This window comes from Flavobacteriales bacterium (assembly GCA_016124845.1).
Taxonomy (GTDB): Bacteria; Bacteroidota; Bacteroidia; order UBA10329; family UBA10329; genus UBA10329.
In genome coordinates this window covers 21,038-34,035 of the sequence record WGMW01000015.1, presented here as the reverse complement: position 1 = coordinate 34,035, position 12,998 = coordinate 21,038, and the positions used below count along the sequence as shown (strand labels likewise).

12 protein-coding genes are annotated in these 12,998 nt (G+C 49.4%); 8 read left to right on the top strand and 4 right to left on the bottom strand.

Features of this window, described 5'->3' with window-relative positions:
• Positions 1-88: 88 nt before the first annotated feature.
• From GC178_07250 to GC178_07215, 8 genes are all read left to right on the top strand, one after another.
• Entirely contained in the window at positions 89-1,222 is a 1,134-nt protein-coding gene (locus tag GC178_07250) for a 5-(carboxyamino)imidazole ribonucleotide synthase (protein MBI1287362.1), read from the top strand.
• Complete coding sequence (gene purE / locus GC178_07245) at positions 1,219-1,719, top strand: 5-(carboxyamino)imidazole ribonucleotide mutase (protein ID MBI1287361.1); 501 nt, start codon at positions 1,219-1,221, stop codon at positions 1,717-1,719. The genes GC178_07250 and purE overlap by 4 nt, the downstream gene beginning before the upstream one ends.
• Before the next feature lie 56 nt (positions 1,720-1,775).
• Positions 1,776-2,012, top strand: a complete 237-nt coding sequence (locus GC178_07240; GenBank protein MBI1287360.1) for a CopG family transcriptional regulator — start codon at positions 1,776-1,778, stop codon at positions 2,010-2,012.
• Positions 2,009-2,341 carry a type II toxin-antitoxin system PemK/MazF family toxin gene (locus tag GC178_07235; protein ID MBI1287359.1) on the top strand — a complete coding sequence of 111 codons (333 nt, stop codon included), beginning with the start codon at positions 2,009-2,011 and terminating at the stop codon, positions 2,339-2,341. Before GC178_07240 ends, GC178_07235 begins: the two co-directional genes overlap by 4 nt.
• Before the next feature lie 135 nt (positions 2,342-2,476).
• Positions 2,477-3,319, top strand: coding sequence for a hypothetical protein (locus tag GC178_07230; GenBank protein ID MBI1287358.1), 843 nt, complete (start codon positions 2,477-2,479; stop codon positions 3,317-3,319).
• Positions 3,316-5,424, top strand: coding sequence for a hypothetical protein (locus tag GC178_07225; protein ID MBI1287357.1), 2,109 nt, complete (start codon positions 3,316-3,318; stop codon positions 5,422-5,424). The genes GC178_07230 and GC178_07225 overlap by 4 nt, the downstream gene beginning before the upstream one ends.
• 70 nt (positions 5,425-5,494) lie before the next feature.
• Complete coding sequence (locus GC178_07220) at positions 5,495-6,661, top strand: proline dehydrogenase (GenBank protein MBI1287356.1); 1,167 nt, start codon at positions 5,495-5,497, stop codon at positions 6,659-6,661.
• 85 nt (positions 6,662-6,746) lie between these two features.
• Positions 6,747-9,434 (top strand): PAS domain S-box protein, encoded by a 2,688-nt coding sequence (locus GC178_07215; protein ID MBI1287355.1) that lies wholly within the window; start codon positions 6,747-6,749, stop codon positions 9,432-9,434.
• On the opposite strand, the gene GC178_07210 is transcribed toward GC178_07215, so the two are convergent.
• The 4 genes from GC178_07210 to GC178_07195 are packed head-to-tail and all read right to left on the bottom strand — an operon-like array spanning position 9,435 to position 12,865.
• Positions 9,435-10,439 (bottom strand): hypothetical protein, encoded by a 1,005-nt coding sequence (locus GC178_07210; GenBank protein MBI1287354.1) that lies wholly within the window; start codon positions 10,437-10,439, stop codon positions 9,435-9,437.
• Positions 10,384-11,739, bottom strand: a complete 1,356-nt coding sequence (gene hemN, locus GC178_07205) for an oxygen-independent coproporphyrinogen III oxidase (GenBank protein MBI1287353.1) — start codon at positions 11,737-11,739, stop codon at positions 10,384-10,386. The genes GC178_07210 and hemN overlap by 56 nt, the downstream gene beginning before the upstream one ends.
• A complete protein-coding gene (locus GC178_07200; GenBank protein ID MBI1287352.1) occupies positions 11,736-12,443 on the bottom strand; it encodes a sulfite exporter TauE/SafE family protein in 708 nt (235 codons plus the stop codon). Before GC178_07200 ends, hemN begins: the two co-directional genes overlap by 4 nt.
• Positions 12,443-12,865, bottom strand: a complete 423-nt coding sequence (locus GC178_07195; protein ID MBI1287351.1) for a hypothetical protein — start codon at positions 12,863-12,865, stop codon at positions 12,443-12,445. The genes GC178_07200 and GC178_07195 overlap by 1 nt, the downstream gene beginning before the upstream one ends.
• Positions 12,866-12,998: the final 133 nt, after the last annotated feature.

Sequence of the window (12,998 nt, the reverse complement as noted above, 5' to 3'; positions counted from 1 at the left end):
ATGTAGTTGAAATTGGTCTGAGAATTCGGTCTCAACAAGACGTTTAATCAACACCTGATTGCTTGGCGGAAGGTTTTACTTTTGCGGCATGAGTTACCGACCGAAGACAAAGCTGGGTATTTTGGGTGGCGGACAGTTGGGCCGTATGATGATCCAAGAGACCATCAACATTGATGTGGATGTTCATGTTTTGGATCCTGATCCGGATGCGCCTTGCCGCGATATTTCACACTCTTTTACCAACGGAAGTTTCAAGGATTACGATACGGTTCTCGCATTCGGAAAAGACATGGACGTGGTGACCATTGAGATCGAGCACGTGAATGTGGATGCGCTGGAGGAATTGGAGAAGCAAGGCGTAAAAGTTTATCCGCAACCGAATGTGATCCGGCTCATACAGGATAAAGGAGCCCAGAAAGAGTTTTATGCAGAACATGGAATTCCGACTTCGGATTACCGGTTGATAGGAGAAAATGAGGCTGAAAACCACACCGATTTCTTCCCTGTTTTTCAAAAATTGAGAAAAGGCGGTTACGATGGAAAAGGTGTTCAATCGCTGAAATCTGAGGAACATCTTGAAAAAGCATTCTCAGAACCAAGCGTGCTTGAAAAAGCGGTTGATCTTGAAAAGGAACTTTCAGTTATCGTTGCCAGAAACGCTTCAGGCGAAGTGAAAACCTTCCCAACGGTTGAGTTGGAGTTCAACCCAGTTGCCAATTTGGTGGAGTTTCTTTTCAGTCCAGCGAATGTTTCGGACGAAGTCGAAAGAACGGCTCAGGAAATTGCGCGAACCATCGCGGAAAAACTGGAGATCGTTGGTCTTCTGGCAGTAGAACTTTTCCTTGATAAAGAAGGGAATGTGCTGGTAAATGAAATTGCTCCGCGGCCACACAACAGCGGCCATCAGAGCATTGAAGGCAATTACACTTCGCAGTTCATGCAGCACGTTCGGGCCATTCTCAATATCAGTTTGGGAAACACGGAAATAGTGAAACCTTCGGTGATGGTGAATCTCCTTGGCGAAGACGGTTTTTCGGGCGAAGCCCAATACGAAGGCTTGGAAGATGTGCTTGCCCTGAAAGGTGTGAATGTGCATCTTTACGGAAAGCGGTTCACCAAACCGTTCCGCAAAATGGGCCACGTGACCATTATTGCAGATACATTGGAAGAGGCGAAAAGCACCGCCAAAAAAGTGCAACAAACCTTGAAAGTGAAAGCATGAGCAAACCACAAGTAGGCATAATCATGGGCAGCAGCTCGGATCTGAAAGTGATGAAAGACGCTGCCGATGTTCTCAAAGAACTGGGCATTGAATTCGAAATGACGGTTGTTTCGGCCCACCGAACCCCAGACCGAATGTTCGATTACGCCAAAAGTGCTGCAGACCGCGGCCTGAAAGTGATCATCGCTGGTGCTGGTGGTGCTGCACATTTGCCAGGAATGGTGGCTTCGTTGACACCGCTTCCTGTAATCGGTGTTCCTGTGAAAAGTTCCAACTCCATTGACGGTTGGGATAGCATTCTTTCCATCCTTCAAATGCCAAATGGTGTTCCTGTGGCGACTGTTGCCTTGAATGCCGCCAAAAATGCAGGCATTCTTGCTGCTCAGATCATTGGCGCTTCAGACAAAGAAGTGCTTCAGCGCATGGCCGATTACAAAGAAAGCCTGAAAGACAAGGTGATGCAAAGCAAGGACGAGGTTGAGGGGTATTCATCCTAAGTGCCTCATCTCATATAATTGTTGATTATATTTACAATTCATAAATATGATTAGCAATGGCAACCTTCACCACCACTCTCCCGAACGATCTTCTCGATCTTCTTTCTCAGAAGGCAGATGAATATCATCTTGCCAAGAACAAACTCATAGAAAAGGCACTTCGTGTTTATCTCGAACAGCTGACGCGAGCCGAATATGTGAAATCGTATAAGCGTGCGGCCAATGATTCGGATGCGCTGTTGATGGCCGAAGAAGGAATGGCGGATTATCTGCGTCAATTGAATGACGAATGAAACAGCGCGAGATCTGGCAGGCAAATCTGAATCCGACAAAAGGCAGCGAACAGGCTGGTTTCCGACCTGTTGTGATCATTAGCGGAAATCTGATGAACGAGTACTTGAATGTGGTGATCGCCTGTCCGCTCACTTCCAAATTGAAGAACTACAAAGGGCACGTCATCCTGCATCCGTCTGACCAAAATGGATTATCGGAACCTTCAGAGATATTGAATTTCCATGTCCGCTCCATCTCAAAAGACCGCCTCATGAAGCGGCTCGGCACCATCAGCGAAAAAGAACTGGAACTGACCAAGAAGGGTTTGAATGAGATCATGACCTTTTAGTGCCGTCAACTTTGAACAATTGAAGCATCAATTCTCCCCTTTGGGGAGATGCCGAAGGCAGAGGGGTTCACTTAACCCAACTTTAACCTCAGCAGTAAGGCTTTAGTTGTAAATTCGGCAAGGTCAAGTTGCTGCATGAAACAACTTCTACTTTCCATTTTCACCATCTCGTTTGCGTTGAGTTCCATGGCCCAAACGAGCGATTTCCCTGTTGGCGCGCGCTCTGCGGGAATGGCCAACGCCAGCGTTTGTCTTACCGACATTTGGGCAATTCACCATAACCAAGCGGCCATGGTGGGAATGGAGCAGGCAGGCGTTGCAGCGTATTACGAAAACCGCTTCCTTATTTCGAACCTCAATCTGCAAGGAGCAACGGCAGTCCTTCCAACACCCAAATTGGGCGTTTTCGGTCTGAGCTACGAGCGATTCGGAAACAACCTTTTCAACCAAAGCCGAGTTGGTTTGGCCTACGGAAAACGACTTTGGAAATTCCTCTCGGTAGGTTTGCAGATCAGTTACCTGAACACGCACATTGCCGAGAATTATGGCAACCGCCACAGCTTTATTGCCGAGATCGGCATCCTGTCGCAAGTGACCCCGAAGTTGAGAATCGGTTTCCACGCCTTCAACCTGACGAGAACAAAACTGGCGGACGCGTATGACGAGCGCGTGCCGATGAACTTCCGATTGGGCATGCAGTACGATTTCTCGAAAAAAGTGCGCATGGCCGTGGAAGGTGAAAAAGACCTGAATCTGCCGCCCGTTTTCAAAGCAGGTGTAGAGTATTTTCCTGCTGATGTTTTTGCCATACGTGTCGGTGTCGGAACCGCGCCATTTCACGCGGATTTCGGTTTCGGACTCCGCCTGAAATACTTGCATTTTGATATTGCCGGATCGATACATCCAGTACTCGGATTCTCACCAAAAGCCTCGCTGGCCTACCGTTTCAACGCCTTCAACAAGAAGAAGAAAAAGTGAAAAGCGGTCTGAAATACGGTCTGCTGGTGATGCTCCTTTTCGGGAGCATTTTTGCCTATGGGCAGGATACCGAGGCCGAACAGGAACAGCTCATCCAGACACGTATTGAGACCATTGCGGAGCAGTTGAGCGACACCGATCCGAACTTGGATTACAACACACTGCTGGACGACCTCCTCTATTTTGCGGAACATCCGATCAATCTCAATTCGACCAACACAACGGAACTTGAACAGCTTCCGATGTTGGATGATATTGAGGTGGCCAACCTCCTGAGTCACATCGATGCGAATGGCAAGCTGCTGAACATTTACGAGCTACAGGCGGTGGACGGTTTTACCATTCCGCTTATCCGCCAAATTGAGCCGTTTGTGAAAGTTTCGGACGATCCAGATGCCACCAAATTCTCTTTTAAAGAGATGATGAAAGAAGGCACGCACGAACTTGTTCTGCGCTACCAGCAAGTAGTGGAGCAGCAGCAAGGTTACGCGCCCATCGAAGACAGTCTTTTGGAGCAAAGCCCGAACAGTCGCTACCTCGGTTCGCCTCAGAAATACTACGCGAGATACCGTTTCAACTACGGCAATAAAGTGCTTTGGGGACTTACGATGGAGAAAGATCCAGGCGAGCAGTTCTTCAAAGGCAGTATGAAGCAAGGCTTCGATTTCTACAGCGGACACATCTTCATTCGGAATATCGGCAAGGTGAAGGCGGCTGCGTTGGGAGATTTTCAGGCGCAGTTCGGTCAAGGCTTGACGCTTTGGACAGGTCTTGCCTTCGGGAAATCGGCCAGCGGCACCAACATCAAGCGCAGCGCACGCGGACTGCGACCTTACACTTCCGTGGATGAGAACCGATTTCTGCGCGGTGCGGGAGCCACACTTCAGTTCGGGAAGATCGAAGTGACCGCATTCGGTTCGTACAAATTGCTTGATGCGAACATCACCACATCCAACGATACACTTACCGAAACGCAAGAATCTGTCAGTTCCATTTTCAGCAGCGGTTTTCACCGAACCCCGAACGAACTGGTTGACCGACAGTCCATTACGGCAGCCGTTTATGGTGGAAATGTGAGTTACAAAGGACGAAGGCTTTCGGTCGGCCTGACCGCTGTGAGCTACAATTTTTCGAAGCCTGTTCAGCGCAGTGATGACCTTTACAACATCTACGAGTTCTCGGGCAAGCAGAACAGCAACTATGGCCTCGATTACAGTTACGTGTGGAAGAACTTTCACTTTTTCGGTGAGTTCGCGCTGAGCCAGAATTTGGGCTTCGCCACGATAAATGGTGTTTTCATGACGTTGGATCCGCGCGTTACGCTCACCGCCATGGTGCGCCACTTGCAACCGCAGTATCAGGCACTTTACGCCAACGCAGTTACCGAGAATTCGCGGGTGAACAACGAGACGGGCTACTATCTCGGTTTCAGCCTCAACCCGTTCAAAAGCTGGTTTCTGAACGGTTATTTCGACATTTTCAAATTTCCATGGTTGCGTTACCAAGTGAACGGACCTTCGTTCGGGTACGAAACCTTGGCACAGTTGATCTATCGACCATCCAAAACCTTTGAGGTCTATTTCCGATTCCGACAGAAGAACAAACAGCTGAATCAATCATCTGCGTATACCGAAGCACCGATCACGGGAATCGAAAACGGGCTGCGCACCAATTACCGACTCAACCTGCAATTCAGTCTGAGCAAGACGATAAAATTGCGCAACCGACTGGAATACACGCGCTACAAACGAGGCGATCAGGCCGCACAGCAAGGCTTCATCATCTATCAGGATTTCATCTTCTCACCTGTCAATTTTCCTGTGTCGTTCAATGCGCGTTTGGCCTATTTCGATACCGACAGCTACGATTCGCGCATCTACGTTTACGAGAACAACGTTCTTTACGCCTACTCCTTCCCAGCGTACTATTATCGCGGCATGAAAGCCTACCTGACGCTGCATGCACGACTTCAGCGGCACATTGACGCGTGGGTGCGCGTTTCGAACATCTTTTACAACAACCGCGACCACGTTGGATCGGGTTTGGAACAGATCAATGGCAAGCACCGAACGGACGTGACGGTTCAGCTGCGTTTCAAGTTCTGAAAACCTGTCGGGAATCATTCAGAACGGGCAACTCCGAAACCTATATTTACCGCGATTTTCAGACCCACGAATGGTATCATTTGACAATACGGAAACCGCCTTTGCCGATCGAACAGACCGTGAGTTGAACCGCGCGCATCTGCTGTTCAAATTGGTGGGAAGTCCTGCGCTGGTCAAATTCGGAGAATCGGCTTTGAACCTGGCGTTGGCGCTCAAATTGCCCGTCAAGGGAATTATCCGTGCCACGGTTTTCAACCACTTCTGTGGTGGAGAGCACATTACAGATTGTGAGACCACCATCGAGCGATTGCATTCTTCGGGCATTTACACGCTCCTCGATTATTCTGCCGAAGGCAAGGAAACAACGGCCGATTTTGAGCATGCGGCCACCGAGACCATCGCCACCATCCGCATGGCGCATCAGGATCCGCGGGTTCCGTTCTCGGTTTTCAAACCGACAGGTATCATTCCACATCGCCTTTTGGCAAAGAAGAATGCAAAGGCCAAATTCAACCAGGAGGAAGAATTGGAGTGGAAACTGGCCATGGAGCGCATTACCATGATCTGTGAGGCTGGAAAGGAGAATAACGTTCCGATCTTTATTGATGCCGAGGAAACGTGGTTTCAGGATGCGATAGATGAGCTTGCGGAAGAGCTGATGCAGACCTACAATCGCGAACGCGCCATGATCTATAATACCGCTCAACTCTATCGGAAAGACCGTTTGCAGTTTCTGAAGGACAGCTTCGCGAAAGCGCAGAAAGACGGCTACAAACTGGGCGTGAAACTGGTGCGCGGTGCGTACATGGAAAAGGAGCGCGCCCGTGCCAAAGAGCAAGGTTATCCGTCACCGATACATGCCACCAAAGCAGATACCGACCGCGATTATGACCTGGCGCTTCGCTTCTGCGTTGAAAATCACCCGCATATTGAAGTGCTGGCGGGAACACACAACGAGAAAAGTTCGAAATACTTGGCAGAGCTGATGGTTGAAAAAGGACTGCAACCCAACGATGGTCACATCTTTTTCTCGCAGTTGTATGGCATGAGCGACAACATCAGTTTCAACTTGGCGGCAGAGCACTACAATGTGGTGAAATACGTTCCTTACGGCCCCATTCTGGAAGTGATGCCCTACCTGATCCGCAGGGCCGAGGAGAACACTTCCATCGCGGGTCAAACTGGGCGGGAATTGTCTCTTATCATCAAAGAAAAGGCGCGCAGACGGGCTTCGTGAGCCTGTTATCGGCATTGGTCGAAAACTTGAACATTTGACCCCGACCAACGTACACTAAAAGTTAATAAACGGTGTTCGTTGTAGTATGGGAGAATCGGTAGGGAACGGAAATCCTCAATTTGAGTCCTTGGCACCAAGTGCCGAAATGAAGTCGCTGTTGGACCATTCCGACCGCAGCATCATTTTCATCGACAAAGAGTTCCGGATCCTTTGGTTCAATGCGCGCGCTTCGCGCGATATGTATTCGTTCTTCAAGGAAGAGCTGAAAACAGGCAATTCGTACTGGGATTATGTGGATCAGAATCAGAACAAACGGTTCATCCGCAACTTCCAAACGGCTCTCAAAGGCCGAACCATCAGTACAGAACAGAAGATCACCAAACCTTCTTCCAGCAGCGAAATGTGGATCGAAGGCCGTTTCAGTCCCATGTATGGAAAGAGCGGTGACATTGATGGCGTGATCTATTCGTACATCAACATTTCCGACCGTAAACGACTGGAACTCGAAAATCAGGAGAACGAGCTGGTGCTTCAGGCCATTGACCACAACAACTCGCACGGATTTGTGCTGGTGGATGAGGACAATCGCATCATCAGCGCCAACATGCTGGCTGCTATGCTTTTGGCAACCGTACAAGAGAATCTCGATTACTACAGCCAGAACATCATCGACAGCATTCACCCTTATTGGAGAGAAGAATTTGAGGGTGGGTTGAAAGTGGCGCGGCATGGAGGAACTGTGGCCATTGAGTTTGATAAACCTGCACCCGAATCGAGCACGATAGAGATTCGCTTTACGCCTGTAAAACACCGTTTGGGAAACCTGCATCTGGTTTCCATCTGGATGTTCGACATCACGGACAAGAAGCAGGCGGAGCGGGCGGTGGTCCGTTCGGAGGAAAACTTGCGTGCGGTGTTCAACAGCAGTTCGCAAACGTTCTATCTGCTTGATAGAAAACTGAACATTCTCGCCTTTAACCAACCTGCTGCCGACCTTATCCGCGAACAGTACAATATTGAGTTGAAAACAGGAATGAACGTGGTGGACATCACCCCGAAAGAAAATCTGGTTCAATTCAAGGTTGAGGTCGAGCGCGCCTTTTCGGGAAGAAGAGTGCAGGTGGAAAAGCATTTTGCGTTCGGAGGAAAGGAATATTGGTTCGACCGCCACATCAATCCCGTCAAGAATTCCAAAGGAGAAATTGACCGTGTCACGCTTTGGTCCATCGACATCACCGATAGGAAAAAGGCGGAGAAAGCCCTGAAAGAGAATGAATCGAAATTCAGGAAACTGGCCAGTCTGCTTCCTGTCGGGATCTATCAGGTTGACGCCAATGGCAACGCCACATACATCAATGAAAGTCTGCAATTGATCATCGGTTGCGACATGGTCTCCATCCTTGATGGCAGCTGGACCAAGCAGATCCATACGGATGATGTGAAAGCCGTGAAAGCTGCTTGGAATACGGTTTCGAAACGGAAAGAAGCGTTTTCGATGGAGTATCGGTTCAGGACCCAAATGGGCAAAACGGTGCACGTGCTGGAGCAGGCGCAACCGCTCTTCAGTCATTTGGGCGAATACAGAGGTTACCTCGGCACCATCATCGACATTACCGAGCAGAAGCAGGCGCAACAGCTGCTTCAGGAAAAGCAGGTGGCGGAAAATTCGCTGAAGTTCCGCTCAGATTTCTTGGCAAGTATGAGCCATGAGATACGAACGCCTCTGAACGGCATCATGGGATTGAGCGAGATCCTGCTCGACACAAAACTGACAGACGACCAGAAATCCAAGGTTCAGAACATTCTGGGTGCCAGCAAAGACCTGCGTTCCATCGTAAACGATGTGCTCAACCTCTCTGAACTGGAAGCGGGGAAAGTGGCCTTGCAGAAGGAGGCTTTCACGGTTGCCCAGTTGATCGAGACGATCGCGGAGCGGTACGAACCCGAAGCCAAGGCCAAGAAACTGAAGCTTTCGTTCGATATTCCGAAGGAGGAGATTCCGCTGAACACCGACAGACGAAGACTGACACAGGTGCTTTCGAATCTGGTCCGCAACGCCATCAAGTTCACCGAAAGAGGATCGGTTTCCGTTACGGTTATAGCCGAAACGGCCGATAAGCTCCGCTTTAAAGTGACCGACACGGGACCTGGAATTCCGAAAAAGGATCAGAAGAAGTTGTTTCAGGATTTCTCGCAACTACAGCACACCACCGCACAGAATTTGGAAGGAACAGGACTTGGACTTTCCATCAGCAAGAAGTTGATGCAGTTGCTCGGAGGCGAGATCGGAGTGGAAAGTACCCCAAGCGTTGGCAGCACTTTTTGGATCACATTGCCTGTAACGGGCAAGCTGAAAGAAGTTCCGAAGTCGAAAAAATTGCCCGAACCAAAGCCCATCAAACGGAACGTGGAAGGCATCAAAGTACTTCTTGTAGAGGACAACCTGATCAATCAGCAGGCCTTCAAGATCATGCTACAGAAAATGGGCTGCAAAGTGGATGTGCTTTCGAATGGGAAACAGGCCGTGGAGAACTTCGACAAGAGCAAGTACGACATCGTTTTCATGGACATACAGATGCCAGAAATGGACGGACTTCAGGCAACATCAGAGATCAAGAAACGCTACGAGCACGTGCCTCCTGTTATCGGCCTGAGCGGTAATATTCTTCAGCGCGATGAGGATGGAAATCTGAAATCGGATATGGACGACCTGCTACTGAAACCCGTTGTGGCCAACGACATTGAGCGCATGATCAAAAAGTGGGTGGCCTGATCACATCATTGTTTCGCCTTCCAACTTTGCAGGAATTCTGAGCCAACTCTTCGGAACCGTGTGGCGCGTTTCCACCCAATGTCCGAATTTTTCCTGATGAACTTTTGAATCATCCGTGATCCATAGATCGGGAGCAATGACCGTTTTCGGTTGCGAAAGCCACGCGCCCCACCACGAGAAAGTGCTGTTCGGGATGATGTGATGCTGGCACAGGCTCATCAACCGCATGTGATCCATGTGGTCTTCCATACTTGGCACAAACTGGTGAGGCACATCGAATTTCAGGTTCGATTCGATCCAATCGATCTCATCGGAGAAAACAAGCAGGTTGAGTTCGGGAACGATTTCCTTCATCCGTTCAACAGCCCGTTTAAAGTATTCGATGGAGCAGATATTGTGCAGCGGATTTCCCAGAAAATCGCCTCTTCGGATGCTGAAAGCAACTGTGTTCCCGTTGATCGCGTCAGCAATTTGCTGAACATTTGCGGGCATCGGTCTTACAAACCGAAATGCATTCCGCACTTCATTTTCGGCATCAGCAAAGAACTGCTCGGTGCTGAAATATCCTTCGATGTAGCTGTTCCTGTAAGGCCGCTTCAGTTCCTCATCAAACTTGGAAAGGTCTTCCTTCACAATTACTTTCCGATGCCTTGGCGCCCAACTGTCACGCAGAAGATTGAAACGGTATTCCAAGAAGTTCTTGCCGTTTTTGCTTCGGACGAATTCAATTTCTTGGTTGGAAGCGATCGGAGTTCGGATATGGAAACGGTCCAAGATGAACGAACGGTGGCCTGAGTTCTTCTCAAACCAGGAAAGATCCAGTTTCAGTTCGGTGCCTACACGTTTGGCAGCGGCCAAACCATAGGCGTATTGAAACATCTGGTTTCCAGGACCCTGAAATATCTTGACGATAATCATCGCTGCGTGATTCCTTGCAGCAAACTTAGGATTATACGCTCTTGCTGAACATCTGCTCGGCCGAAGTTCCGTTCCAAACAAAATCATCCAAGGCCATGCAGATGGTGCGGATGAACGCGCGGCCCTGTGGTTTCACGTCAATGCCGTCTTCAGTAATGGTGAGCAGATCGTCCGCCAAATGTTCCGAAAGCCGACCGACCACGATCTCACGCTCCTTTCGGTCTTTCAACATATCGAGTTCGCAATGGAAACCACACATCAGATCGAGGATTGCTCTGCGTATAACGAGGTCGCGTTCGGTGTGAAGATGCCCTTTCACCAATGGTATCTCACCTGCATCTATACGTTCCAAATACGCTTCCACCACCAACGGATTCTGCGCCAGCGAACTCCATGCATCGCTGATGGCAGAAACTCCCAGACCGATCAATGTGTTGTTGTGATTGGTGGTGTAACCCATAAAATTGCGGTGAATGGTTCCTTTCTGCGCAGCAATGGCCAATCCATCGTCAGGTTTCGCAAAGTGATCCATGCCTATCTCCACATAACCGTTCTCCAGCAGCTTCTCGCGCCCCGCGTTGTACAGCGCCAATTTTTCCAATTCCTTCGGAAGGTCATTCTCATCGTACCCGCGCTGCGAAGGACTTTTCCATGGAACGTGGGCATAACTGTAAAATGCAATGCGGTCTGGCTGCAATACTGAAACCTTCTCGAAGGTGTCCATCAAGCCTGTCAAAGTCTGCTTCGGAAGCCCGTAGATCAGGTCGAAATTCACCGATCTGTATCCCCATCTTCGCGCATCTTCCGTAACCTGACGAACCTGCGCGAACGTCTGCACACGGTTGATGGTCTGCTGCACCACGGGATCAAAATCCTGAATGCCGAGACTGATGCGTGTGAATCCACGCTTGCGCAATTCGCGCAGATGTTCTTCGGTGGTATTGTGCGGATGCGCTTCAAAACTGAACTCCGACCTTTCGGTCGTTTCGGTCAATTCCAAAATGCCGTCCATCATCATTCCCAAATTGGCAGCTGAGAAAAATGTGGGTGTTCCGCCACCCAAATGCACTTCGGCCAAACGTGGTTTTTCGCCAAGCAGATCAACATACATGCGCCACTCTTTCAGAATGGCATTGATGTACGGTAATTCCACCGTATGATTGACCGTGATCCGCTTGTTGCAGCCGCAATAGGTGCACAGGCTTTCGCAGTAAGGCAGATGGATGTAGAGCGAAAGCCCCTCTTCCCTGTCCTTCGCGTAGCTGGCTTTTAGACGCCTCAGGTGTTCATCCTTCGTAAACCCGGCCGTGTTCCAATGCGGAACGGTCGGGTAACTGGTGTACCGCGGACTCGGAATGTTGTATTTTCTGATAAGATCCGTGTTCATGGCGTGTGACATTCTGTGGTCTGTCCCGCTGGCGTCATTTCCATTTTCGGGCTCACATAAGGTATTCCCAGGTTCATTCCCCTCAGTATGAAAAGCACTCCCATCACAGCAAACATTACTGGGAGCAATTTTCGGACTTTTGTGCGCCATTGAACTGAGATGAGGTCACCCGCAAGAATGACAGTTATCATCATCGGCACGGTTCCAAGTCCGAAAGCAGCCATAAAAGCAGCACTTTGAAGTGGTGCGCTCATGGCCAAAGCACCTGCCAGACCAACGTATACCAATCCGCAAGGAAGCAATCCGTTTACCAGGCCAAGGGCCAACGGCCCAACTGGACTTTTGCTCTTGAAAACACCTTGAAATGTTCCTTTCAATCTTAGAAACAGCTGCGCGAACTTGGATGTCGGGTCAACCTTTTTGGTGATGCTTTTTGGCAAAATGAGAAACGCCAGAATCAGCACACCGACAGCAATGGAAAGTCCTTGCTGAAAGTTTCCGAACGAAAGCTGTTTACCAAGAAAACCGACAATGAGACCAAGTAAAGCGTAAGTAGAAACGCGACCGAAATTGTAGGCCAATCCACGAATGATCCCTGCCCAGCCATGTTTGCCGCCCATTGGCACCGAAAGCGCAATGGGGCCGCACATGCCAATGCAATGGAAACTGCCCAAGGCTCCGATGGCAAATGCGGTAAGAAACATCAGTTTACGAACAGGTCATCCTGCTGGAAGTAGGTTTTTCCGTTCGCCTTCCACTCCACTTTCACCAAGTATTTTCCTGCAATAAGTTGGCTGGACGGAACCGCAAGAACCGATTCAACCGCATCTTTCACAAGAAGAATATCCTTGGTGTCATCAGAAGGGCGGAAAAATTGAATTTTCACATCCTCGGCCTTCTCAGAAAAAGCAAGCTGATACGCATCAGCAGCTTTGGTAATGGTCACCTTCTGACCATCGCTGTTGGCGTTGTTCATTTGATCGATGCGCTCCTGATAGGCAATTTCCTGCTCGTAGTAATCATCTGCCACAAGGTCAAAATCCTGATTGACAGCCATGTAGACCATGAACAGCATGAAGGCCACGAACGAGCCATAAAACAATGCAATACGTGTTCCCCAACCCATTTTAATTTGGTTTTTGAATCCCCCGTCTCGATTTGCTTCGCCATCGAGCCACCCCCTTAAAAGGGGGAATGAGCCCCATCCTCCTTTCAAAGGAGGTGCCGAAGTACGAGGCGGAGGATTGAATCATTTCTTT